Annotated in this window: 25 protein-coding genes; 18 read left to right on the top strand and 7 right to left on the bottom strand. The window is 47.5% G+C overall.

What is annotated here, in order from left to right:
- Positions 1-113 precede the first annotated feature (113 nt).
- Complete coding sequence (locus tag PAG01S_RS07375) at positions 114-1220, bottom strand: relaxase/mobilization nuclease domain-containing protein (protein WP_062758202.1); 1107 nt, start codon at positions 1218-1220, stop codon at positions 114-116.
- 9 nt (positions 1221-1229) lie between these two features.
- Positions 1230-1622, bottom strand: a complete 393-nt coding sequence (locus tag PAG01S_RS07370) for a hypothetical protein (protein WP_062758201.1) — start codon at positions 1620-1622, stop codon at positions 1230-1232.
- A gap of 291 nt (positions 1623-1913) precedes the next feature.
- Here PAG01S_RS07370 and PAG01S_RS22220 point away from each other — a divergent pair, with 291 nt between their 5' ends.
- From PAG01S_RS22220 to PAG01S_RS07355, 4 genes are read left to right on the top strand one after another with little or no spacing between them, the layout of a single operon-like run.
- The gene (locus tag PAG01S_RS22220) at positions 1914-3215 is read left to right on the top strand and encodes an N-6 DNA methylase (RefSeq protein ID WP_073970656.1); all 1302 of its coding nucleotides are present in this window, start codon (positions 1914-1916) and stop codon (positions 3213-3215) included.
- Positions 3199-5400, top strand: a complete 2202-nt coding sequence (locus tag PAG01S_RS07365) for a sensor histidine kinase (protein ID WP_073970655.1) — start codon at positions 3199-3201, stop codon at positions 5398-5400. The genes PAG01S_RS22220 and PAG01S_RS07365 overlap by 17 nt, the downstream gene beginning before the upstream one ends.
- A 10-nt stretch (positions 5401-5410) precedes the next feature.
- On the top strand, positions 5411-6043 hold the full coding sequence (locus PAG01S_RS07360) for a response regulator (RefSeq protein ID WP_062758197.1): 633 nt from the start codon (positions 5411-5413) through the stop codon (positions 6041-6043).
- Between the two features lies 1 nt (position 6044).
- Positions 6045-6668 (top strand): HNH endonuclease, encoded by a 624-nt coding sequence (locus tag PAG01S_RS07355; protein ID WP_062758195.1) that lies wholly within the window; start codon positions 6045-6047, stop codon positions 6666-6668.
- A 477-nt stretch (positions 6669-7145) separates the two neighbouring features.
- On the opposite strand, the gene PAG01S_RS07350 is transcribed toward PAG01S_RS07355, so the two are convergent.
- The gene (locus tag PAG01S_RS07350; RefSeq protein ID WP_062758193.1) at positions 7146-9185 is read right to left on the bottom strand and encodes an RNA/DNA-binding domain-containing protein; all 2040 of its coding nucleotides are present in this window, start codon (positions 9183-9185) and stop codon (positions 7146-7148) included.
- Positions 9186-9579: 394 nt separating this feature from the next.
- On the bottom strand, positions 9580-10518 hold the full coding sequence (locus tag PAG01S_RS07345; protein ID WP_062758191.1) for a LysR family transcriptional regulator: 939 nt from the start codon (positions 10516-10518) through the stop codon (positions 9580-9582).
- 141 nt (positions 10519-10659) lie between these two features.
- Between PAG01S_RS07345 and PAG01S_RS07340 the strand changes: the two genes are divergently transcribed.
- From PAG01S_RS07340 to PAG01S_RS07325, 4 genes are all read left to right on the top strand, one after another.
- Complete coding sequence (locus PAG01S_RS07340; protein WP_062758189.1) at positions 10660-10983, top strand: YciI family protein; 324 nt, start codon at positions 10660-10662, stop codon at positions 10981-10983.
- 217 nt (positions 10984-11200) lie between these two features.
- Positions 11201-11764 (top strand): NAD(P)H-dependent oxidoreductase, encoded by a 564-nt coding sequence (locus PAG01S_RS07335; protein WP_010259033.1) that lies wholly within the window; start codon positions 11201-11203, stop codon positions 11762-11764.
- 80 nt (positions 11765-11844) lie between these two features.
- Entirely contained in the window at positions 11845-12567 is a 723-nt protein-coding gene (locus PAG01S_RS07330; RefSeq protein ID WP_081114146.1) for a putative quinol monooxygenase, read from the top strand.
- A gap of 25 nt (positions 12568-12592) precedes the next feature.
- Complete coding sequence (locus PAG01S_RS07325) at positions 12593-13396, top strand: carboxymuconolactone decarboxylase family protein (RefSeq protein ID WP_062758187.1); 804 nt, start codon at positions 12593-12595, stop codon at positions 13394-13396.
- A 346-nt stretch (positions 13397-13742) separates the two neighbouring features.
- Here the strand turns inward: PAG01S_RS07325 and PAG01S_RS07320 are convergent, their stop codons facing one another.
- The gene (locus PAG01S_RS07320) at positions 13743-13979 is read right to left on the bottom strand and encodes a DUF2171 domain-containing protein (protein WP_003854080.1); all 237 of its coding nucleotides are present in this window, start codon (positions 13977-13979) and stop codon (positions 13743-13745) included.
- Between the two features lie 355 nt (positions 13980-14334).
- On the opposite strand from PAG01S_RS07320, the gene PAG01S_RS07315 reads away from it, so the two are divergent.
- From PAG01S_RS07315 to PAG01S_RS07290, 6 genes are all read left to right on the top strand, one after another.
- Positions 14335-14931, top strand: a complete 597-nt coding sequence (locus PAG01S_RS07315; protein WP_050498552.1) for a DUF1349 domain-containing protein — start codon at positions 14335-14337, stop codon at positions 14929-14931.
- A gap of 104 nt (positions 14932-15035) precedes the next feature.
- Positions 15036-16055, top strand: coding sequence for a DUF481 domain-containing protein (locus tag PAG01S_RS07310; protein ID WP_062758185.1), 1020 nt, complete (start codon positions 15036-15038; stop codon positions 16053-16055).
- A 103-nt stretch (positions 16056-16158) separates the two neighbouring features.
- Positions 16159-17124, top strand: a complete 966-nt coding sequence (locus PAG01S_RS07305; RefSeq protein ID WP_010259025.1) for a magnesium and cobalt transport protein CorA — start codon at positions 16159-16161, stop codon at positions 17122-17124.
- 131 nt (positions 17125-17255) lie between these two features.
- Positions 17256-17765: a hypothetical protein gene (locus PAG01S_RS07300; protein WP_223565618.1), complete on the top strand. Its 510-nt coding sequence runs from the start codon at positions 17256-17258 to the stop codon at positions 17763-17765.
- 12 nt (positions 17766-17777) lie between these two features.
- Entirely contained in the window at positions 17778-18233 is a 456-nt protein-coding gene (locus PAG01S_RS07295) for a DUF421 domain-containing protein (protein WP_010671255.1), read from the top strand.
- Positions 18234-18483: 250 nt separating this feature from the next.
- On the top strand, positions 18484-18717 hold the full coding sequence (locus tag PAG01S_RS07290; protein ID WP_033785445.1) for a BssS family protein: 234 nt from the start codon (positions 18484-18486) through the stop codon (positions 18715-18717).
- 36 nt (positions 18718-18753) lie between these two features.
- Here PAG01S_RS07290 and PAG01S_RS07285 read toward each other — a convergent pair whose 3' ends face one another.
- Positions 18754-19650 (bottom strand): lipid kinase, encoded by an 897-nt coding sequence (locus tag PAG01S_RS07285; RefSeq protein ID WP_010259020.1) that lies wholly within the window; start codon positions 19648-19650, stop codon positions 18754-18756.
- A gap of 171 nt (positions 19651-19821) precedes the next feature.
- Between PAG01S_RS07285 and PAG01S_RS07280 the strand changes: the two genes are divergently transcribed.
- The 3 genes from PAG01S_RS07280 (at position 19822) to PAG01S_RS07270 (ending at position 20988) form a co-directional block, all read left to right on the top strand.
- Positions 19822-20094 (top strand): cupin domain-containing protein, encoded by a 273-nt coding sequence (locus tag PAG01S_RS07280; RefSeq protein WP_010259018.1) that lies wholly within the window; start codon positions 19822-19824, stop codon positions 20092-20094.
- Positions 20095-20106: 12 nt separating this feature from the next.
- On the top strand, positions 20107-20532 hold the full coding sequence (locus PAG01S_RS07275) for a DUF4186 domain-containing protein (protein ID WP_062758183.1): 426 nt from the start codon (positions 20107-20109) through the stop codon (positions 20530-20532).
- A 138-nt stretch (positions 20533-20670) separates the two neighbouring features.
- The gene (locus PAG01S_RS07270) at positions 20671-20988 is read left to right on the top strand and encodes a KPN_00521 family repetitive protein (protein ID WP_010259015.1); all 318 of its coding nucleotides are present in this window, start codon (positions 20671-20673) and stop codon (positions 20986-20988) included.
- A gap of 306 nt (positions 20989-21294) precedes the next feature.
- On the opposite strand, the gene PAG01S_RS07265 is transcribed toward PAG01S_RS07270, so the two are convergent.
- Entirely contained in the window at positions 21295-22518 is a 1224-nt protein-coding gene (locus PAG01S_RS07265) for an AI-2E family transporter (RefSeq protein WP_010259014.1), read from the bottom strand.
- A 351-nt stretch (positions 22519-22869) separates the two neighbouring features.
- Between PAG01S_RS07265 and PAG01S_RS07260 the strand changes: the two genes are divergently transcribed.
- Complete coding sequence (locus PAG01S_RS07260; RefSeq protein WP_045140688.1) at positions 22870-23199, top strand: hypothetical protein; 330 nt, start codon at positions 22870-22872, stop codon at positions 23197-23199.
- Positions 23200-23210 lie beyond the last annotated feature (11 nt).

Genomic DNA, 23210 nt, shown 5'->3' with positions numbered 1-23210 from the left:
TAATTGATCAGTAAAAACGATCGATCGTTTTTATCTATCAATTTGAATTGAAATGAAATTTTTTGCGAATTTATGTTTTGTTAAGCCATTTAACTTGCTGAAAACTAGATCTTTTAGGCAACCTTAAAGAGATGTTTTTCCGCTAAACTTTTCGAACTTTCTTCTAGTATCTCTCTGGATTCTGGACTTACAGTGTGAATTACGTGGATGGTAACTTTTCCTTTTATGGGTTTGAGTATCGTTGAACCAATAGTCTTTAAATGGGATACAAGCTCGTTAAGGTAAGGTATCCACTGTAACCAGCGAGGTATGCTGTGTTCGTTCGAGTTTGAGCTATATGATGGCAAGTTAATCGAATGTTGGACTTCAGTAGAACTTACCAGGCTTTCATTATCTGCAACCGTTACATTTAAGACAGATTCTGCTTGTAATGGGCTGGAGACGATTCGGTTGCTCAGGTTTGACCAACCATATGCTTTTCCAAGCTGTGATGCCTTGAATGTGAAACCACCGTATTCAAACGAGAAACCGTTCATCTTTCCAGTCGATGCAATATTCGCTATCGCAGTAATACTTTGCTTTTGCAGGGCATTTATAAAGTCCTCGATAGTGATTTCATTGAAGAAGACCAAAACCGCATCTATAGCTTCCTGAATCACTCTCTTAGAAGCTTTCTCTCCGGTCCTTACTTCCATCATTTCTTCGTTACGAGTGAGCTTCTTATGCTTCTGGGGCGGTTTAGAAGGTGAAGGACCTTTGGTTCGAGTGAGCTGATGATCTTTTTCAAGCTCCTGGATGATACGAGTGCTCTTAAGGTTCTCGTTCCTGCCCAAGTAAAGCTGGCCGTTTAAAATGTTTATACGGGAAGCAATGATATGTATGTGTTGACCAACTTCGTCATCATGCAGAACATAACATCGGAGATGAGTATCTGAGAAACCCATCCGCTTCATGTAATCGTCGGCAATGAGCTTCCAGTGCTCATTGGTTAATGAATCGCCCTTCGGTAATCGTAGCGAGTTATGCCATACAGCTTTCTCAACATCCTTTCTCAGTTGCTGAGTTTTAGCGAACTCTGCTGTTAACTCCTCCACTGTAATGCCTACAAGGTTACCTCCTATCAGAACAGGAGGGGTGGAGTGATGAGGAGCAGGGGAAAGAGCATATGAGACGACACCATGAAAGTTCTTACCCCGGCGAATCCTGTTCATTCCCTTCATACAGGATCTTTACTCATTTAATTTCAGCAGAGCATCTCTTACATGCGACAGCTTCACTTTTAGTGCATTAACTTCTTGGGATAGAGGCTGAGCATCTGTTCCTCTACGACTGAGGAAAGATGTAAGGTCGTTGAGCTTCTGCAATGAAGCCGTCAGTTGGTGCCAGGCTTCACGATTTATCTCAGGGACAGATGGTGGCAATTGCTGAAGAGCTGAGCTTCTCAGCCAACAACTTTTGCTTGCCTGGTTCCTCAAATCGTTTATTTGCTTGAGTTCAAAATCGTTAAGACGAACCGTTACTGTATGCTTGCGGATGCGGTTAGGTGGTAGCTTCTTTGCTTTTGGATCATCACTGAATGACGAAGGAAACTCGTCATCAAATATATTATTAAATTTTTCCATATCAACTCCTTTTGATTATGTGGTTTATAGCAAGTCCGTATGCTATGTATAAATGAATATCATAATATGCAATTGTGTCAATGCTTTAGCTTTAGCTTCAGATTTTGACTTGGTTTTCTTTTTCTGACTACAAGGAAGAAAAACAAGGGGAACTCAGCTTCGCTGAGTTAGCCCTTGCTTTTAATTAAAGCGATTAGAAAAGATTGCCAGTGAGAAACACTATAACGCTTTCTTTTCATTTGTGTTTTTTTTTGATATAGTGTATTAGCGAAAAATTTTTTGTGAGTTAATATGATTGGTTTAAATGAATATAATTTAAAACTGAAATTCATTTTTGAGAGATTTAAAAATAAAGATGTTAATTATATCGATCAGGAATTGAGTGTATTGCTTTCCGCTCAGGAGTATTTGCGTTCAAACGAGTCGATAAATTCTTTAAGAAAAAATGGTGTTTTTTTTACTGGAGATGAATTAGCATTTGAATGCCTAAGTTTTCTCGATATAAATTCGGATAATTTTTCGGTATTAGATCCTGCATGTGGTGTCGGTAACCTTTTAGTTTGTTTGACAACAAAATTAAATGTATACGGAAGTTTAAGTGACACTTTGTATTATTGGAATGGTTTTTTGCATGGCTTTGATCTACATCAGAATTTTATAGAGGCAACACAAATACGAATCGTTTTTGAGGCTATTAAACGAGGGGCTTTTTTTGAGGGGCATTGTTTAGAACATTACACTAAAATTCTTAAAAATATAAAATGTTATGATTCTCTCAAAAACGATTATGACATGAGTGTTTATACTCATATACTGATGAATCCTCCATATAATCAAGAGAAACTAGCGGAATATAATCATTGGAAAGGTGGGAAAGTCAATTTAGCGGCAGTTTTCGTTGACAAGTTTATGACACAATGTAAACAAGGAACACAGATCGTAGCTATACTTCCTGATGTTTTAAGGACTGGGACTAGATACGAAAAATGGCGAAGTGCTGTCGAAAAATCATTACGGGCAGAAATATATATAAAGGGAAGATTTGATAAAAAAACCAATGTAGATGTTTTCATCATTAACGGGATAGTCAATAGTAATAACAGTATTGCATGGTCAAAAATTTACGATAATAATGAAATAAAAAGAATATCAAATTATTTTAAAGTGTCTGTTGGAAAGGTTGTGCCATATCGTGATAAGTGTGAGGGAGAGAGTAATAAATACATATACCCACGATCTGTAATTCCTTGGTCAACTATAGACAGCCGTGAGATAAAAGAACTAAGAATGCATAAAAGTTTAGCCATTAAACCACCATTTTTAATCGTGAAGCGAACATCTTCACCTAAAGACAAATTTAGAGCTTCATCTCAGTTAGTTACAGGCACAGAAAGTGTCTATATTGAAAATCATTTACTTGTTGTTAAGCCGATATCTGGAAAGGTTCAAGATTGTACCGAGTTATTGTCATTTTTGAAAAGCGATTTCGTAAATTCTTATTTGAATGAAACCATTAGATGCCGTCACTTAACTGTAAAGTCTTTATCAACAATCCCTTTTGAATTGGGTAAAGAAAATGAAAAAACTAATTAATAATGTATCGTTTGATCTTTCATCACGATTACCTCTTCAATTAGGTCGGGAGAGTATATCTAATTCAACTACAGCTATATCAGAGTTGGTCAAAAATGCTTATGATGCCGACGCTAGTAATGTAAAATTATCTTTTTTTAATTTAACTAAACCTGTTTCTACTATGATCATCGAGGATGATGGAAATGGAATGAGTTTAGATCAACTTATTGAAAAATGGTTGAGAATTGGGACTGAAAATAAAACTATCAATGCCACTTCACTATCTGGTCGTGTTTTAACCGGTGCAAAAGGCTTAGGTCGATTAGGCATAGACAGATTATGCAAAAGAGTTATTCTTCAAACTAAGAGTGAAAGTGATGACTCAATATTTCAAATAGATGTTGATTGGAGACGATACGAGTCAACTAATCAAAGTTTTTTTGATATTAAGCATAAGATTCATTCCATCCCTTTTCCATATTCAGATAAATATGGTAATGCATTGATTGCCGGAAGTGGAACGAGATTGATTTTAATTGGTCTCAAAGATGATTGGAATGGATATATAAAAGACGATCTATTAAAAGAACTTAGGTTATTAGTTTCACCTTTTAGGGAGGTAGAGGATTTCAAAGTTGAACTATCATTTGAAGGTGAAAATGAAACGTCATTAGATTCATCTGATATATTAAAGTTTGCTCGCTGGGAAGCAAATGCTAATCTAAATAAAGATGGAAGTTTTTTAGTCAGGTTTAAATATAAGGATGAACTACCCGAGATAGAATTTCCTTTAAATTGGCCTGATTGGGTTAATAACAGAGGAGATATTCCAAGATGTGGACCTTTATCATTTAAGTTATATTTTATACCTCGTGAATCAACCAAAGATAATCAATTCAAATTAAAGCAACTACGGAATTTTTTAGATGCAAACCAAGGTGTTAGGATTTACAGAGACAATTTCAGAGTTAGACCATACGGCGAACCTACAGGAAAAGGGGATTGGTTGGACTTAGGCTTAAGAAAAGTTAGAAATCCTGAGGCTATCAAAGATAAGGGGTGGAAAATAGGTCCTAATGTTGTTGTCGGTGCTGTGTTTATTTCAAGATTTGAAAATCAAATACTTAATGACCAAGCTAACCGTGAGGGCATCATTGAAAATGAAGCTTTTTTTGATATGCGAGCATTCGTTTTAAGGGTTATTGAACAATTTGAAATTGAAATAACTTCGAAAGCACAGTCACAAAGCGAGTCCTCTCCAAAAATTGAACTAAAAGATATCAAGGAAAGAACAGAAAAAACATCTTCAGAAATCGATATTCTCAAAAACAAAATTGAACACGATTTGTCTTCAAAGAGATTAGATAAGAAAAAGCTGACTAAATTAGCAAACAGTCTATTTGCGGTGGTTGAGAAACAGCAAAAGGAAAATAATGATGTAGCTTTGCTTATCGATAAAATGGAAAAACTCAATGATACTATGGCAAATTTAGCTTCGCTAGGAATATTAACAGTTTCTTTAGGTCATGAGTCGAGACAGCAATCTAGTATGGCTCTAACTAACATTAGAGTCTTAAGAAGAATAATAAATGAAGATTTGGAAATTGACAGGGTTAAGGCAATAAAGAAAATTGATGCTTTAGATGTTAGTTTGAAATATATTTCTGCTTTTGCAGGTTTTGCATTGAGTAACGTGAAAATAGATAAAAGACATATGAATAAACTTGAGCTGAAATCTATAGTTAAGAGTATCATAGACGTTTTTACTAACTCTCTCAAAAAAAGCAAAATAGATATAGTTACTAATTGGGATGAAGAGGAGTCTTTCTATGTTAAAGGCTTTCAAATGGATTGGGAGAGCACAGTTATCAACTTTTTAACTAACTCAATGTGGGCGCTTGAAGAAAGAAGAGAAGGAGAGAGAACAATAAAAATCACTCTTGAAAAAGATAATATTAATAAGAAGATTATTTTTACATTTTCAGATAGTGGGCGCGGTTTAGAGCCAGGGACCGAGAAGCATATATTTGATACTGGTTTTAGCACGAAGAAAGACCCTAAAGGTGATCAAATCGGGACTGGTATGGGTTTAGCAATAGTTAAAAATTTCGTAATTGCACGCTCATCTGGTGTCATCGAAGCCCAACCGACATGTGAGTTAGGTGGGGCAAGTTTTAAAATTACAACTCCTTGTTTAGATTAAGAGGTCTTGAATGAAAAAGATAATTTACATAGATGATGATTCAGAAGCTCGCGAAACCTACACAGAGGTTCTTCAAGAGGTTTTTGGAGGTGATTTTGAATTAAAAGATATAGCCCCAGAGTTTTTGTTAGAGGATATGCTTATCAAGATAAACGATATGCATTCTGTTGCAGGTTTTGTTTTAGATGAAAAAATGAATCAACTTGGGCAAGCTAATTTTGTAGGCCAAAGTCTCGCAAAGAAGATAAGAGAATTAGATCATAAAATACCGATTTATATTTTTACCGCTTTTAAAAATGAATTTAATAATGAGTTTGGTCCGGCTGAGGTTGAGTATGTTATTGATAAGAATGAGCTTTCTGACGAGGAAACTTTGGAGTCTTTAACAGCTAAAGTCAGACGGCATCAGAATGTATACAATGATATTATGTCCGAAAGAGCAGAGAAATTAGACGAATATCTTAGGAAGTTTTTAAATGGTGCTATAACTCCGGCTGAAAAAGAAGAGCTTGACCAGCTAAATTTTTTAAGAAAGAAAAATATTGTTTTGCAAGATAGTTTAATCGATGAGAATGTTAATGAGCTTTTTACGGAAACAGCAAAAAAAATTGAAGATATTTATAACAAAATAAAAAGGATATAATATGTTTTATTCAAAACTAAAACGGCAAAAGAGCTACGAAAAGAAAAAAGATGGTTCTTATTATGCCTATAACCATTATAAGGAAGCAATTATACAGGACTGCCTAGAGAGTTGTGTTTACTGTGATGTTCACTATAGAGAGCACGCTTTTGAAGGTATGCAGTTAGATCACTTTCGCCCGCAGGATTATTTTAAAGAGCACATCAATAATCCTGAGAATCTAGTGCTTTCTTGTCCTAAATGTAATCGATTGAAATCTAATCATTGGCCAGGCGACAAAAAAGATTTCAATAAACCTAGCCATGATGGTGTGATTGGGTTTATAGATCCTTTTGTTGAAGATATTCAAGAATATTATTGTGTTGACAGTAAAGGATTTCTTCAGGCTCTAAAAGAACCGGCACCTTATGTTATTGAAATATTAGATTTGAATAGACCCTCAAGAATAAAAGTAAGACAATTAAGAATTATTCGCTCATTGCTTTCTAAAGCTTTGAAGGATATCGACAACAGAGTGGATTTAGCATATGAAGACTTTTGTAACGGTGTGATTGATAGAGATAAACTTAAACAAAAGTTACACTCTTATTCTTTATTAAGAAATGATTTACATACTTTAATATAATATTATTATAATGATTTTTTCGATTTTCACACTGGGGAAATAAGATTTTCGATGTTTTCATTGACGCATTCCAAAATTTCCAGAATATGAGATGGTAATAACTTTTTTAAAATCAGTGTTATTAACAGGTATTTGCTCTCATAAGTTTATTCAGTGATGAAATCTCCGTTATGGGAATGCTCACTTTGTTGAGGGGGCATATCTGGGGGCAGGTAACAAACTGAAATCAAAAAAATCGTATATAGAACATAAGACTGGTCAGAAGGTTTGAATCCTGTAGGGTACCAAATTCTCCCTTCTGATACTCTCTCCTGAAGTCTGTAATCCCTTAAAAACAAAAATTATAACGAGCTCCAAAGTTAATCATTGTGCAGCAGAACAAGGGAAAAGCGAGTGATAAAATAGCCCTCTGCTTCATCCTTTCTATCACAAATTAAACAGAAACTGATGCATAGCACTTGCTGAGGCAATGCCCCCTTATACAGAACTGTATCCTTGCTTTGAATGATTTTTATATTGAGGAAATGCCAGCTTAAGTTGCCCATGATCCACCAGCTGCTTAAGATATTGCTGGCGCAGCGCATTAGGGTTACGGTTCAGGATTTCTCCTAGCGCAGATACTGAAATAAAATGTCCCTGGCATACTGTCAGGATCACCGTATTCATCTGATCCTTGTTCTTTAGTCGCAGCTTTTTACGCGGGACTGCCGCTTGCGCATACAAATTATTACGGAACGCTTGTGTCAGATTATCTACAGAGTCTATGTAAGGTAAGTCAATAAAGCGGTTTAATATGCGTCCATGTTCATCCCTTATAACGTATTGATGACCATCTTCCAGACCAGACTCGTTCATTGCTGAGTCATCTGGCGCAATATCACGCTGTGTCAGGCCATCATCGATATGTGTGGAGTCCTGTACGCTATGTGTGGAGCTCTCACCATAATGTGTGGAGCTGCTTAACACATTAACCACACCCTGTGAGAAGACTTCCTCTGGTGTCATCACTGATACGCCTGGCAACGTGTAATGTTTGCTCTTCTGCTCCCCAGCTGACGCGAGGAAACCTTTACTTTCCAGCCGGGGGAGTGTCAGAGTAACTTCCCGTGGATGCTTAGTGGTTAGCTGACATGCACGTTCATGATTTACCCAGCCTTCAATGGCTGCTGTTGCAATAATGACCTGTTCAAAGTCGTCAAGCACGTTGAACCGCTCACCAAATTGCTGGTGTAACGCGTCAAGGATGTGCTGAGGAATAAGACTTGCAGTTGATAGCTCGAGCAACGTCTGCGCTGGTATTGGTTTTTCCCATAACTTTGGTGTTCTCCAGTTAGCCGACGTCCAGCCACTGAATATTTTAGGCATTCCTGAACCGGCTTTCTCGCCCAGCCCAATAAGCAGAAACATCTGGTGCAGAAGGCGATTACGACAGTCGCTTGTACCGCCTGCTACCACATCTTCTAAAGGCAGGCGCATAAGCCCTGGGTTCCGAAAACCGAACATATCGGGTCGTTTAACAATGAGAATGGAAACCCGATCCGAGTAATCAGCGTGCACCAGCGTATTAACCAACGCTTCGCGCAACGCGATGTGGACTGGCGTATCGGTTTTACGCTGCCCTTCCTCAAGGGTAAAAGGGACTTTGAGATCGGAAACCAGCCTCTGATAAACTTTGCGGTAAAAATCAAAGAGGTTGCCTGACCAGGTGCCGTCAGGAGTTATCCTGTCAACCCAGCGCAGTTCCGTTTTTGCCTCTGGACGCTCCTGATAATCCACCATATAGTTAGGTAAAGCAGCCGTAATGGCCTCCCACTTACCAAACATCAGAATTCCTGCAAGTGTTATGCCCTGCTTTCCCGTTTCACGGTCTTTTCTCCACCCACCAACCATCTTGAGTAACTCAAAAGGTTCACAGGCTAGATAGGGATGCTGGGGATTATTTAAAGAAAGTAAGTTGCGGTAAACTTTCAGGCTATCAAGATCGATGTCTTCGTCGAAACCATAATGCTCAGAGAGGACTTCATTGTCGCGACTGTCGTGGATTTGCTCGGCAAGCATACGCTTAACCGTCATATCATCACAGACGCGATCCCCTTCATGAAGCCGCTGGTAGGTGTTACCAAAAGGGGATTTTTTTAAGTGAACGGGCTTTTGTTTTCGCATGGCGGGAGAGATGTGTATAGCTAATACCTCCTTACCCTGTAAGCTCACCAGCTGCACATCTTTTTCGGATCGAATTACATTGGCACTGACCCGATCGCGATCGTTCAGTTGATTGAATAAATCAGTTTTAATCTTTTGGGAATCAACTACACCGACGGGCGTGAACTCACCATCCTGTTCCTTGACGCCCAGGATGACCCAGCCACCTCTTCCATTTGCCATTGCAGAATAAGTCGGCCAGAAATCTTTTGGTAACTCACCTTTGCCGTCTTTGCCACCAGCCAACTTAAACTCGACCTGCTCTGATTCAATGAGAGTCTGCAGATCAATGATATCCTGTATTTGCAAAAACATATCTATTCCTCATCCCCGAAAAACGGACTAACTTAACATACATTAATCACCCGATTTTTATCACCGCCAGTAAAATGCAGCGGATCCTCACTGCCGGGATATCCAGGAAAGACTCACGAAGAACTTTTGTGATAATCATTTTGCAAAATGTTATTCAGTAAGAAGCTGCTATGCACGAGAGGTGGTATGAACGGGAGTCATTATCATTGATGATTTGAAAGCCATGGGTATCGTCAACTCGCTCCATTTTTAGTTAACAGGCTGACCTTCAACATTACTCAATTAAAGTGGGATACAGGCTTATCGCTGCGCAGAAATCAGCACCATCATTGGTCGTTCCGCTTTTTCGGCTAAAGCCTGGTTTGTGTCGATCAGCTCTCTTGTCGGTCCTCATTCATTGACTTGAAGGAGAGTAAAACCCGCCCTCATTAGGGCATTCCGCAGTGTGCTTAAGCAGAAAGTCGATTAACGTTTTTACTCTTTTCGTTTTACCCGCGCTTTTAGGATAATAGAGATAAACCGGCGGATAAGTTTTCCAGTAACGCTCCATCACCGGAATAAATGCCTCTTTATCCGGCTGTAAATTATGAACCGGTTCAAACAGTCGCCCGATACCCAGCCCGTTGCGAATGCCATCAGCCATCACCTCAATATCATTACTCATCAACTGACCCGGCATCTCAACGGTCAGCTGTTCGCCATGATGATCCAGAATCAGCGGCAGAATACGATTATTGGTGATAAACCGGTAACCGATAAGCCGGTGCTGATGCAGGTCAGACGGAGACGCTGGAATGCCGAACGCTGCCAGGTAGGCAGAAGAAGCATACAAACCTTCGCGAAATGGCTTCATCAGCGGGCGCGCCACCACGCCACCTTCCAGAATGTCGCCAAACCGGATCCCCAGATCAAAACGTTCATCAATGATGTTAACGGTGCCATCGTATACCGAAATTTCCAGCTGAATACCGGGATATTGCTGGCAGAAAGCGGCCATCGCAGGTTTCAGCACCAGCAGATAGGCAAAGCGCGAAAGGGTGATTCTGACCAGTCCCGACGGTTCCTGATTCTGGTCACGAATGCTTTCCAGCGATTTTTCCAGCGAGGCTACCGCTGCCGAAGTTTGTTCCAGCAGCTGCTGTCCGGCATCGGTCAGCTCAATCCGGCGCGTGGTTCGCACAAATAGCGGATGACCGATGTGCGCTTCAAGTAGCTTCAGCGCCTTACTGACAGAGGGGGGAGTAATCTCCAGTTTGCGCGCTGCCGATGAAATATTCCCTTCGCGGGCAATGCTCTGGAAGATGCGTATCTGGTTATAGATGGCGTTGTTCACGGGATAATCCTGACACAATCGGGCTGCTTATTATTAGCCACAGGCTAAATATCTTTGAGTCAATAGTGGCCTAATCTTCACTAAATCGCGAGCATATACTCCTTATCAGTTCCCCCTGGCCGTGAATCTCAGGAGATTGATATGCGAATTTTGTGTCTGGATAAACCCGCCCCCGATGCCACGCTGGAAAAGTATCACCCTCATCTGGCTGCCGAAGCTTTCCATGCCTGGAGTCTGTTTAAATCCGGTGCGCTACGCGATATTTACTACCGACAGGATCGACCCGGCGTTGCGATCTTCCTTGAATGCGACTCGGTGGAACAGGCCCAAAGCCTGCTGGCTGACTTTCCGCTGGCAAAAGCCGGTCTGCTGAGTTTTGACTGCATCCCGTTAGGTGCATTCACCAACTGGGAAAGCCTGTTCGCTGCAGAGTATAAGCCTCAGCAAGAGGGCACGACCCAATGATCAGTCGCAAACCGCTACCGTGTTATCACCAGTCATCCGACAGGTGTCAGGGAGGCGGCGCAGTAAAAACGCCGCGTGAAGCGCTGGCGGCAGGAAAGGCGGATGCCGTATCGGTGGGATTTGATTAAACGGTGCCGGACGGCAAAAAGTCCCCAGCGCGTGATGGCATCGCCAACGCCTGGTTATCTGTTAAAAAATAGATGATTAAAAACTGAAAATGAAAAATATATTAATTATTTCCGGTCATCCTGACCTGAGCCATTCGGTCGGTAATGCTACCATTCTTAATGAAGTCGCTTCTGCGCTGCCTGATGCTGAAATCCGTCGTCTGGATGCACTTTATCCGGACAACAATATCAATGTCAGCGCCGAACAGGATGCACTGCTGAAGGCAGATATTATCGTCTGGCAATTTCCCTTCTCCTGGTATTCGCTGCCAGGCCTCATGAAGTTATGGCTGGATGACGTATTTGTTCATGGGTTTGCGCACGGATCAACGGCCAGACTCGGCGGTAAAAAACTGATCCTCTCCTTCACTACTGGCGCACCGCAGGCGTTATACGCGGCAGATGGCGTCTTTGGTCATCAGCTGGAGGATTATCTGATTCAGTTTGAAACCACCGCCCGACTCTGCAATCTGGAGATGCAGAAACCGGTTTATACCTGCGGGATAAGCTATGCCAGTCGTAATGAAACTATTATCACGCAGCAAATTGCTGCAGCAAAGCAACACGCGTCGCGACTCATTGCTCAGCTCAATGCGGAACTCACGACGGCTTAATAGCCAGATGAAACAGAAATCGCGCCGGTTAATGCACCGAATGAATCGCAAATCACCTCATCCGATAATTAAGGCAGACCGTGAACAATATTACCGCTCTGACTCTGACTCTGCTGATGGCCGGCCCGGCATCGGCAGCCGCTTTAGCAGAACCCACAAACCGTGTCATTAATCTGCATGAAATGGAAATTAAGCCAGGGAAAAACGGACAGTACGATGAAGTTGCCAGAGATAATATTACCCGTTCGCTGGCAGAGCAACCAGGTACGCTGGCGATGTATTCACTGAAACATAAAGAAAATGCTCATCAGGCTTATATGATTGAAATTTATGCGAGTGAAGAGGCATACCAGCAACATCTCAGTTCTGAGCCGTACCGGTCTTTTATTACACGCGCACCTGATCTTATCGGCCAGAAAAAGAGCACCGTGCTGGAGCCGCAGTTTCTGGGTGATAAACCCTTCGTACAAAATAAAGAAACCATCAATAACCTGGTGATTGTTGACGTGAAACCGGCCGATCAACAGGCATTCCGCGATATTGTGCTGCCTGAAATGGCAGAGTCACTGAAGGTGGAACCGGGCGTGCTGGCGATGTATGCCGCGACCGATGCGAAAAACAGATATCGCTGGTTCTTCTATGAAATCTACGCGAGTGACGCCGCCTATCAGCAGCACCGCGAAACGCCCCATTTTCGCGACTATATCCGGCTGACAGCTGAGATGACCGACCGCAAAGAGGCGATCCCCGTGGTGCCTGCTCTGCTGAAAAACCGCGGCGCTCTCAATTCTGTTGTTAACTGACCTTTACCAGGGAGCTGATCAGAGGATGAAAAAAGTGATTGCCGCCGCCGCGATCTCCATGATGCTGGCCGACCTGGCCGCTGCTGAACCCAAAAGAGGTGAAACTATGTTGAACGTCAATCCATCCAGCCTTTCGGTTGCTGACATTGAGTCCGTCTCTCCCGCACTGGCTCGTTTCGGACGTGAAGCGATAACCGACGATCTCTGGAAACGCGACGCACTTTCGATCCGTGACCGCAGTATCGTCACGCTTGCCATTCTCATCGCCCGCAACCAGCCTGCTGAGTTACAACATTACGCCGGTGTGGCGCTCGATAGTGGAGTGACGCCTGCCGAAGTCTCCGAAATTATCACTCACCTGGCGTTCTATTCCGGCTGGCCCAATGCGATGTCCGCAATTGCGGTGACCAAAAATGTGTTTAAGGCGCGAGGTATTGGTGCCGATCAACTGGCCGAAGCCTCTCCGGCACTGCTGCCACTAAATCAGGCAGCCGAACAGCAGCGTTCTGCAACGGTAGAGAAAAATGTGGGGCCGATCTCGCCCGGGCTGGTCAGATTCACCGCCGATCCGCTGTTTCTCAATCTGTGGCAGCGGCCAGCGCTACAGCCTCGTGACAGAAGTCTGGTGACGGTCAGCGCGCTGATTGCTTCGGGACAAAGTGCGCAAATTAGCTACCATCTCAACCGGGCGATGGACAACGGATTGACGGCTGAAGAAGCGGGCGAGATTATCACTCAGGCCGCGTTCTATGCTGGCTGGCCAAATGCCTTTTCAGCGGCTCCGGTGGTGGGGGAAGTACTGCGGGATCGCGCAGCAAAACAGGAATAACCCGCAGCGGGTGAGGATCTCAGGTTTTACTTCACCCGCCGTTTCTTATGCCCGCCGGATACCGACAGAGATCCGGCAAAGTGCTGCGCCATTCTGGTGGTTTTTTTCCTCCCGGCGCAATGCCATGATGATCCCCTCAAACCTTCCGCTTACGACCACCCGCCACAGAGCATAAAAACAGGGAGCACCCCGTCATGGAAAGTAAAAATCTGACAGATATTGCTGAAGACGTTTCAGGCGGTGTGAAATATAAAGCAGTAATAAATTAAAGATGGGCAGGGCAGGAGGCGGAAATTACATTGCGGAATAAATAAAATAAGCCGTGGCGGGCGCCACGGCTAATGTTTTATGCAGACTGCCATTCACTTTCAACATCCGCTTTGGCTTTAGAAAGGATGACTTTATTATCATCAACTTCTTTCACCCAGCTGAATGGAATAATGTGGTGTTTGCCGCCCGCTTCAGGATCGCTTTTCGCCAGCTTAATTTTGTCGTCGCCTTCGAAGTGGTCGACAATCCCGACATGTTCGCCATTCACATCAACAACCTGCGCGTGATCTAAAATTTCTGATTTATCTACCATGGTGGCTTAATCCTTATATTTAATGAGTTCAGTTGCCCTCAGACAAAACAAGCCTGGTTGTTAAATGCTGTTTTCGCCAGGGGATTAACAAAATGAAATAGTTCAGTGAGCTGGACCTGGTCGTTGTTATTTATTGCCGGCAGGAGAATAAAGGGCATATAAGCGAAACCGCAAACAGAGCCGGAGTGTCTGCAGCCACGGGTCTGCTGACCTCACTGCCTGCCACATCGACACCATCAGATTTGCCGCAATCGTCTGCCGCCCGTTCACCAATCAACGCTATGATAATCAGGTCAATCGCCACACCGCAGATCGGCCAGCACGCGGGCGGTTTAACTTACCCAAAGGAGTGCCTATGACAGCAGTCAGTTCAATTACCACTGAAGGTGGCGTCTGGATTAATCAGCCGCCGGTACACAGTCTGGATGGCGATACGCTGAGGTTCGAAACCGCGCTGAACAGCGATTTCTGGCAGCGTACCTGGTATGGCTTCGAACGGCACAGCGGCCACGCTTTTGGCTTCTGGGTGGAAAACGACTTTACCGTTCAGGTGCAGGTGAGGGCGGATTTCAGTCAGCTCTACGATCAGGCCGGGCTGTTTATTCAGGATAACGAAACGCACTGGGTTAAGGCGGGCATTGAGTTTAACGACGATCAGCCCGCCATTGGCAGCGTGGTGACGCGCGAGTTTTCCGACTGGTCTACCGGTGTGTTTCCCGGCGATGCGCGCCAGTTCTGGCTGCGTGCCACGCTGGAAAATGCGGCCTTAAGAATTCAGTACTCTACCGACGGCGTGAGCTGGCCGCTGTTACGGCTCTGCCCGTGGCCCGGTCAGGCGCGGCGGTTTGTCGGAGTGATGGGCTGCTCGCCTGAACGTGAAGGGCTGGCGATGAGTTTTACGGACTTCGCTATTACTCCACCGCTCGGCAAAGCACTGCACGATCTCTCCTGAGCCAGGCGGCGCATTGCATATCGTCGCAGAATCGGCTTAATTGTCAGGTCAGAATTTGCGGTGACGCGTCGCCCGTGCAAGACGACGCCTTTACAGGGAAAGCTATGCGTTGCGCCACCTCGTTTATCCCGCTGCTGGTCATCAGTTGCTGCGCCGGATGGGCACAGCAGGCCACTGCCGATACCGTCTGGCTGAATAATGGCGATCGGCTGACCGGCACGATTCGTTATCTCAGCGACGGCAAGCTGGGGATAGAGACACACTACGCCGGTACCGTCACGCTGGACTGGAGTGCGGTCAGTACGCTCGCCAGCGAGAATCCGGTGAATGTCGAAAACAAAAAGACCGGCGAACATTATCAGGTGCGGCTCTCCTCATCCGATCCCGGCTATGTCTGGGTGGAACGCAACGAGCAGGAGCAGCAGGTTTCGCTGCGGCGCATTGATGAGTTTATGAAAGCCAAAGTCCGCAGCGATCAGCTTTCCTGGACCGGCAACATCGATGCGGGCGTGAAGGTCAAAAAAGCCTCGACCAAAACTGACGACTACAGCTTCGCGCTCAACACGAAACTGAATCAGGGAAAATGGCGTCACGATATCGGTGCGACCTACAATCGCGAGCAGGAAAACGAGAACATCAATACCGATAACTACAGCCTGCGCTACGCCTTTGATTATCTGGTCAGGGAGCAGTTCTTCTGGCAGACCCGCGCCACCTACAAGCGCGACTGGGTGGAGAATCTGTCACGTCAGGCGCTAATCGGCACCGGTCCGGGTTATCAGTTGTGGGATACCGAACTGAGCGCGTTTTCACTCTCGGTGCTGGGTGGTGCCTTTGAGTATGGCTACAGCGATGACCGGGAAGAGCGGCACTTTGGCGGCTCGCTGCGCTGGAACTATCAGCGCTATCTGCTGGGCAAATCGTTCACGCTTTACAGCAATGGCGATGTCGGCCATTCGCTGGATGATGACGGCGTATTTATGCTGGATGCCGAAGTCGGGCTGCGCTACAGCCTGACTTCGTGGTCAACGCTGCACGTTGGCTATCACCGTAATCTGGTCAGCGGCATACCCGATACCCTGAACGAAGGCATTTTCTCCACCGGATTAGGGCTGAAGTGGTAAGCCGCTGATCGAACAGCGCCGCAGCAAATCCTTACGGTTTTTATCCGGTTACAGGCGCGGGATTGGCTAAGCTGCATGTATTGTCACAACGGGAAAGCAGAAGATGATCGTAAGCAGCAGGGTGTATCGTCCGGGATGCGCGGGCGAAGAGGTCGAAGTCGATGATATCAGTGAAGTGATTAAAGAGCCGGAGGCGTTTATCTGGCTCGGGTTGTGGCAGCCAGACGCTGAGTTTATGGCAAAGATTAAAGAGGAGTTCGGCCTTCATGAACTGGCGGTTGAGGATGCACTCAATGCCCATCAGCGACCTAAAATTGAACATTATGGCGAATCGCTGTTTATCGTGGTGAAAACGGTGTGCGCTAAGGATGACAGCTGCGAACTGGGCGAAACGCATCTTTTTGTCGGAAAAAACTTCCTGATCAGCATCCGTCACGGCGCCTCTGAAAGCTACACCCCGGTGCGGCAGCGGGCGGCTGAAAACCCGGCGCTGCTGAAGTTTGGTCCCGCTTATCCGCTCTACTGCCTGCTCGATTTTATTGTTGATCGCTATGCCGAGCTCTCTACCTCGCTGAATGAACGGGTCGGACAGATGGAGAACGATCTCTTCACCAGTGAATTTGATCGCAAGTCGGTGCAGTCGGTCTACACCGTGCGGCGTCATCTGCTGAAACTGCGCAATGCGGCGCTGCCCGTGGAGGAGATCTGCAATCAGCTGATCCACCTGCATGAAGATCTGATCCCGCGTCCGCTGCGCGCCTACATCCGTGACGTGCAGGATCACGCCCGCCATGTCGTCACCGACGCGGAAGATATGCGCGAAATGCTGACCAGCGCCATGCAGGTCAATCTGGCGCTGGTGACGGTGCAGCAGAATGAAGTGGTGAAAAAGCTGGCAGGCTGGGGTGCGATCCTGGTGATCCCGACCGTGGTCTTCAGTATGTATGGCATGAACTTCGAGCATATGCCGGAGCTGAAGTCGCTGTATGGCTATCCGCTGGCGGTGGGGCTGACCCTGCTGGCCTGCGGCGGGCTGTGGGCCAAACTGCGTCGCTCCGGCTGGCTGTAAACGGCAGGATGCGGTGCCAGATTGTCCCGGTGAAAAGGTCACGACCCGCCAGATAGTGAACCGATACTGTCTGGCTATGCTTAACGCAGCGTTCAGTTTTTGTTCCTGAGCCAACAGTGTGTGAGGTCACGGTGAAAAAAGAGGATAGCAGCGGCCAGGCGGTACCGATTCAGGAAAACCTCCGCTGGGTACGCCGTGAATGGCTGATTCAGCGTATCGGTGAATACGTCCTGATTGCGCTGGTGATTCTGGGTGCGTGCGGACTCTTTTCCAAAGGCGTGCTGAGTAACGGCAGCGCCCGCTCGCCGGACGGGACCATCCAGGTGGAGTATGAACGGTTTGGCCGGGTTGAGAGCAATATGGATATGCGCATTCGCTACAACGCACCGGTAACCGATCGCTTTACCGTTACGATTGGCGGTGGCGCCCTGGATAACCTGCAAATCCAGACGCTGCAGCCTCAACCGCTGGAGGCGGTGACGATTGGCAGCGATCTGCGGCTGACCTTTTCGGCCCGCAACACCGGACCGGATCACGCGATCTGGCTTGGCCTGCAGCCGCGCAATGCGGGCCGCATTCACGTCACTATTCATGGTGACGGCCATGCTCCGGCCCGTTTTACCCAATGGATTTATCCCTGACAGAGGCGCTTTATGGAAACGGTATTACGTGCCGCAGCGATCTACCTGGTGCTGATGGTCGTGTTCAAAATTGCCGGCAGACGCACTCTGTTGCAGATGACCTCTTTCGATCTGATTCTGCTATTGATCATCAGTGAAGCAACTCAGCAGGCGCTGCTGGGCGACGATTTTTCTGTTACCGGCGCGGCGCTGACTATTATCACGCTGGTAGCGATTGATATTGTGCTGGGCAAACTGAAAAGTCGCTTTCCGGTGGTGGAACAGGTGATCGATGGTGGCCCGGTGATCCTGGTCGAGAATGGTAATCTGCTGACTGACCGCATGAAGATGACCGGCATCAGTCCTGATGATGTGCTGGAAGCGGCGCGCTCCGGGCAGGGTCTGGAGCGATTTGATCAGATTAAATATGCGGTGCTGGAGGTTAACGGCCATATCTCGATTATTCCCCGAGCCGATAAAGAGTCCTGAGGGGCGTTCGCCCTGACAGGAGAGCGCCCGTGCCGGAGCCGCGCAGGTTACACACGCCTGAAATATCCTCATCCCCTTGCTGCAGCAGGCCCTGAATGCATTACAGATCCTCATTGCGTCACGCTGCGCTTGTTATGCCGCTTCCCTTGTAATCCTGTCGATTTCGTTCAGACTGAGTATTCCACTCATGCTTTATCATCAGAGCTGGCCTGACTATCAATCAGCGTTATGCTTTTACAGTCAGGATTAAATGAATGAATTTACGCGATTTACCTTCTACCCGGTTACCGGCTGGCATATTGGTCCCCTGAACACTCATCAGGCACTGGTAGTGAAATTCGGTTATATCGATCCCAATGCCCCGCGTGAAAAGGGCCCGCAGGAGACCCTGTTTCTGGGTCTGACCCTCGACATGGCGAAAAAGCTGGTCGCCAATCTTTCCGAACACATCGACTACGCTGAAAAAAAGAGCACCCAGCACTAGTTTCTCACCGCGATCGGTACCGCGCCCACCGTCGGGCTATTTTGCTGCGCTGTCGCCCGGTGCATAAACCCGCAGTGCACTGGCGATCAGGCGAAAATGCGCGGGTGTCTGACCGATAATCTCACCATCTGCATTGATGTAATGGGGACGGCGCGTCTCAATCGTCAGCTCCGTGGCGCTGAATGCCCGCACGTTACGCCAGCGACCGTGAGTGCCGCGCCGCAGAAAGGGCAGCAGCGCAATGAGCTGCCAGCTATGCTGCAGCTCCAGACTGTAGACATCCAGTAACCCATCGTCCGGTGCGGCACGCTGTTCCACTGTCATGCCGCCCCCATAAAACCGTCCATTGCCCACCGACACCTGAACCGTTTTGATCGGCGTCCGATGGCCCTGATGCACCAGCGTAGCGCTGAAGGGACGGCTCTGCCGCAGCACCCGCAAAGCCGCCAGGGCATAACCGCCCACTCCCCAGCGTTTTTTCGATTCCGCCGTGAGGTTGCGCGCCAGTTCCACCGAAAAGCCGATGCTGGAGACGTTCAGAAACAGGTGCTGATTCACCTCACCGAGGTCCACTGCGCGCAGCTGACCGTCAGCGATAATCTTTATCGCGGACTCCAGGCTGGCTGGAATGCCCAGCGTGCGGGCAAAATCGTTGGCGGTGCCCAGCGGTAAAATGCCCAGCGGCAGGCCGGTCTGCATCAGTCCCGGCGCGGCCGCATTAAGCGTGCCGTCGCCACCGCCGACGATCACCGCATCAACGCGATGGGCATACGCCGCGATTAATTCGCTGTAGCTGCGGGTATCATCTCCGGCCGGTTGCAGCAGGGTGAACCCGGCCTGAGCCAGCAGCGACTGTGCGCGGCTGGCCTCGGCGCGTCCTTTGCGCGAGCGCTGATTAATCAGCAGCAGGGCAGTTTTCTCCTGTTGAGACATACTTTTGCGTTATCCCGATGTCAAAATGGCTGTAACGAGACGGCAAGTACAGCACTGGCCTGACCGGTGAACAACCCTGCTTGCGCTACTTTACGTAACCTGTTGAGTGCCATAAGCGGCGATAAAGATCGTCTACACTGCTAAGGGTCAGATCCACACTGAGGAGTTGCGATGACAGAACACGAATTCAGAAAATTGTTAGCCGAACAGGGTTTTGACGAGCCTCTGTTGATTGAGCGTGCAGCCGCCGCCCAGCTTGATAATCACGTACATCCCTTTGAAGCACTGGCACTGATTCTGAGTGGTGACATCACCATCAGTACCGAACAAGGCGATACCACCTATCATCCCGGTGAGACATTTCATCTGCAGCCCAATGAACTCCATCGTGAGGCGTTCGGGTCGCAGGGCGTACGCTATCTGGCGGGACGTAAATATGAGTGACTGGCAATCAGCATGAAGGTTTCTGACGACCTGTTTACCCGGCTGTCACGCTCGCCGTTCCGCCAGCGCTTTCGTCTGGGACGCGCGGAATATGATTATGCGAGCAGCAAAGGCGAGCCGGTATTGCGCCTGCACGCCGCTGAGTTTGTGGCACAGCGGCTGGCGCCTGCGCAGCCTGAAAATGATGGCAAGCAGACGCCGATGCGCGGCCACCCGGTGTTTATCGCTCAGCACGCCACCGCAACCTGCTGTCGTGGCTGTCTGAGTAAGTGGCACAACATCGGACAGCACCAGCCGCTGAGCGCGGAGCAGCAGACCTATATAGTGACGGTGTTACTGCAGTGGATCACTCATCAGATGCAGCAGCCTGCACCGCCTGCTCGCGTTAGCCGAAGCCAGCCGAAACCGGACGACGATCCGCAACTCGCACTTTGGTAATGGACGAAAAAGCTACAACCGGCGGCTTTTTCTGGTGAAAACTGGCCCTTTTTCATTCCTGGTTTATTCTTAAATCTTTCCTGGGAACACTATGCCAGGATTAAAACCTACACGGCAACGATTCATACAGAGGGAATTATGAAGAAATCAATTATTGCACTGTCTGCTATTTTGCTGGCCTCGCCGGTATTTGCTGCTACCACCACAGACAACACCGTTGCGGAAGCGCATAAAGGCGCCGATACCGCGAAGGAAAAACTGCATCAGACCCAGAACGAAGGCAAAGAGCTGAAGCTGAAGTCTGAGCATGCCGCTGAAGGCAAAAGCGATACCACCGGCAGTAAAATCACCGAAGGTACGCAGAAAGGCTGGCACAAAACCAAAGAAGGCACTGAGAAAGGCTGGGATAAAACCAAGCAGGGTGCTGAAGATCTGAAAAACAAAGCGACTAATTAATTCGCGGCTGTTCTCAGGTTAAAAAAAGAACCCACCGAAAGGTGGGTTTTTTTATGGTTGGGAAATTCTGGCTTTGGATTGCTGCTGGATCGAGCCTGCTCAGGGTACTGGGTCAGATCGGAAAGACGCAAAGGCCGTCGTCCATGACATGCTCGGCCCGCGCCGTCCTGGCGCGGGACGCTTTCCTCTTCTGACCCAGAACCCTGCGCGTTGTGAGCTTATTCATTGCTGTCAGAGTAAAACTGATTCAACCAGGTAAGCTGTCTGTAACCAACTGAAAAGTAGGTTTTTTATGGTTGACTCAGATTACGCTTTCTTTTCCGCTGTTTCTTTCTCTGAGGCGGCTAACGCCGCGACTTTCCTTTCCGTCTCTGCAGCCGCATCGGCGGAGGCCGCCGCCGCTTCAGCCGCAGCCTCTGCCGCGGTATCGGACTGTTTCTTACCTTCTTCGATAAACTCTTCGTCGATGGCTTCGATGTTTTCGCGGTTATCGCGTCCGGAGAGCAGGTTCCAGCAGGCGATAAACAGGGCGGCAATCACCGGACCGATTACAAAACCGTTGATGCCGTAAATCTCCATGCCGCCCAGCGTGGCGATCAGGATCAGATAGTCAGGCATTTTGGTGTCTTTGCCGACCAGCAGCGGACGCAGGATGTTATCCACCAGTCCGACGATCACTACGAAGAAGCCCACCAGGAACAGCCCTTTCCACAGTGCACCGGTGGCGAAGAAGAAGATCGCCGCAGGCACCCAGATAATGGCGGAACCGACTGCCGGAATAAGGGAGAGGAAGGCCATCAGTGCGCCCCACAGCAGGCTGCCGTCTATACCGGTAAACCAGAATGCCAGCCCGCCGAGAATACCCTGAACAATACCGACCACCACCGTGCCTTTCACCGTCGCGCGCGCCACGGCCGCAAACTTCACCATCAGGTGATGCTTCACGTAGGTTGAGAGCGGCAGCGCTTCCAGGATCAGATGTACCAGATAGGAGCCATCTTTCAGCAGGAAGAACAGCAGATAAAGCATCACGCCAAAGCCGACGGTGAAGCTGAACGTCCCTTTACCGATGATAAAGGCGCTGCCTGCCACATACTGACCGCCCTTGAGGGCAAACGAGGAGAGCTTCTGCTGAATCTGTTCGGCGTTATCCAGGTTATTTTCAGCCAGATAATGTTTTGCCCAGCGCGGCAGATGCTGCAACAGATCGGCGAAGACCGCCGGGAACTGCGCCGAATTGGTCTGCAGTTTGTGATAGACCGCGTTGGTTTCGACCACCAGCGATGAGGCGATAATGGCCAGCGGCGTGAACACAATCAGACAGATACAGAGCAGGGTAATCAACGCGGCCAGGCCATTGCGTTCGCCCATTCGGATCCGCAGATACGTTTTCAGCGGATGGAAAATCACCGCCAGAATCGCCGCCCATAAAATCGGCGAGAAATAGGGCGAAAGCACCTCGAAAAAACCGAGGGTGGCAATAGCCAGAATCAAAATGAAAAACCCGATGTTCAATCCTTTAAAACGCATGGAAAAACCTCATCTCGAACAACTCTGATAAACCCGACGCGCGAATTTTCTGTGTCTGGCTTTGCTTATGCGGCTGCCTCGTCACTGATTATCGGTCAGGCTTTGCTTTTTAAACGCTGCTGATGACAGCATCATGCTGGCTAACTCTTTGAAAGGTCTGGCAGAAGTGATGAACGGGCAATGTGCGTTCGCTGCGTGACTTCCTACAGGTAACACGCTGCAACTGACAGCAGCGCGCTGAATCCTACATTAGCGTAGCGGTTTCGACCATTATTGGTAGGTCAGAGACTCATGATCCCGGGGGATGCTGCCGATAACAGTATTAACTGGATAAAAAACAGGCAATGAAAAATGAGTAAACAGAGCGTCTTAATCGTGCTGCTGACGCTGGTATTAACCGGCTGCGCCACCAAGCAGTATCCGCAGGCGTCCGCGGTCACCCCGGAAGAGACGGCGATGCTGAATTGCAGCGCGCTGGATCAGGAGCTGGTGAAAGCGCACAGCGTGCAGAGTGATATTGAGCAGACCGGCCAGTTCGATGCACTGACCGTGCTGGGCTTTGTCGGGGATTTCGGGCTGGGCAATGGCATTGCGAAATACAATGCCAGCCAGAAGGCGGAGCGGCGACTGACGCAGTTACAGTCGCTGAAAGCCGCGAAGTGCAGCCAGCGGCTTTCGTAGCGACTGCGCCG

Source organism: Pantoea agglomerans NBRC 102470, assembly GCF_001598475.1.
Classification (GTDB): domain Bacteria; phylum Pseudomonadota; class Gammaproteobacteria; order Enterobacterales; family Enterobacteriaceae; genus Pantoea; species Pantoea agglomerans.
Note: the sequence above shows the minus strand (reverse complement) of the source record. Positions and strands in the feature narration are given on the sequence as shown.

What these genes read in the sequence shown, in the direction of transcription:
- PAG01S_RS07375 (WP_062758202.1), bottom strand. Translation starts at nt 1,220, where the DNA reads ATGAAGGGAATGAACAGGATTCGCCGGGGTAAGAACTTTCATGGTGTC.
- PAG01S_RS07370 (WP_062758201.1), bottom strand. Translation starts at nt 1,622, where the DNA reads ATGGAAAAATTTAATAATATATTTGATGACGAGTTTCCTTCGTCATTC.
- PAG01S_RS22220 (WP_073970656.1), top strand. Translation starts at nt 1,914, where the DNA reads ATGATTGGTTTAAATGAATATAATTTAAAACTGAAATTCATTTTTGAG.
- PAG01S_RS07365 (WP_073970655.1), top strand. Translation starts at nt 3,199, where the DNA reads ATGAAAAAACTAATTAATAATGTATCGTTTGATCTTTCATCACGATTA.
- PAG01S_RS07360 (WP_062758197.1), top strand. Translation starts at nt 5,411, where the DNA reads ATGAAAAAGATAATTTACATAGATGATGATTCAGAAGCTCGCGAAACC.
- PAG01S_RS07355 (WP_062758195.1), top strand. Translation starts at nt 6,045, where the DNA reads ATGTTTTATTCAAAACTAAAACGGCAAAAGAGCTACGAAAAGAAAAAA.
- PAG01S_RS07350 (WP_062758193.1), bottom strand. Translation starts at nt 9,185, where the DNA reads ATGTTTTTGCAAATACAGGATATCATTGATCTGCAGACTCTCATTGAA.
- PAG01S_RS07340 (WP_062758189.1), top strand. Translation starts at nt 10,660, where the DNA reads ATGCGAATTTTGTGTCTGGATAAACCCGCCCCCGATGCCACGCTGGAA.
- PAG01S_RS07335 (WP_010259033.1), top strand. Translation starts at nt 11,201, where the DNA reads ATGAAAAATATATTAATTATTTCCGGTCATCCTGACCTGAGCCATTCG.
- PAG01S_RS07325 (WP_062758187.1), top strand. Translation starts at nt 12,593, where the DNA reads ATGAAAAAAGTGATTGCCGCCGCCGCGATCTCCATGATGCTGGCCGAC.
- PAG01S_RS07320 (WP_003854080.1), bottom strand. Translation starts at nt 13,979, where the DNA reads ATGGTAGATAAATCAGAAATTTTAGATCACGCGCAGGTTGTTGATGTG.
- PAG01S_RS07315 (WP_050498552.1), top strand. Translation starts at nt 14,335, where the DNA reads ATGACAGCAGTCAGTTCAATTACCACTGAAGGTGGCGTCTGGATTAAT.
- PAG01S_RS07310 (WP_062758185.1), top strand. Translation starts at nt 15,036, where the DNA reads ATGCGTTGCGCCACCTCGTTTATCCCGCTGCTGGTCATCAGTTGCTGC.
- PAG01S_RS07305 (WP_010259025.1), top strand. Translation starts at nt 16,159, where the DNA reads ATGATCGTAAGCAGCAGGGTGTATCGTCCGGGATGCGCGGGCGAAGAG.
- PAG01S_RS07295 (WP_010671255.1), top strand. Translation starts at nt 17,778, where the DNA reads ATGGAAACGGTATTACGTGCCGCAGCGATCTACCTGGTGCTGATGGTC.
- PAG01S_RS07290 (WP_033785445.1), top strand. Translation starts at nt 18,484, where the DNA reads ATGAATGAATTTACGCGATTTACCTTCTACCCGGTTACCGGCTGGCAT.
- PAG01S_RS07285 (WP_010259020.1), bottom strand. Translation starts at nt 19,650, where the DNA reads ATGTCTCAACAGGAGAAAACTGCCCTGCTGCTGATTAATCAGCGCTCG.
- PAG01S_RS07280 (WP_010259018.1), top strand. Translation starts at nt 19,822, where the DNA reads ATGACAGAACACGAATTCAGAAAATTGTTAGCCGAACAGGGTTTTGAC.
- PAG01S_RS07275 (WP_062758183.1), top strand. Translation starts at nt 20,107, where the DNA reads ATGAAGGTTTCTGACGACCTGTTTACCCGGCTGTCACGCTCGCCGTTC.
- PAG01S_RS07270 (WP_010259015.1), top strand. Translation starts at nt 20,671, where the DNA reads ATGAAGAAATCAATTATTGCACTGTCTGCTATTTTGCTGGCCTCGCCG.
- PAG01S_RS07265 (WP_010259014.1), bottom strand. Translation starts at nt 22,518, where the DNA reads ATGCGTTTTAAAGGATTGAACATCGGGTTTTTCATTTTGATTCTGGCT.
- PAG01S_RS07260 (WP_045140688.1), top strand. Translation starts at nt 22,870, where the DNA reads ATGAGTAAACAGAGCGTCTTAATCGTGCTGCTGACGCTGGTATTAACC.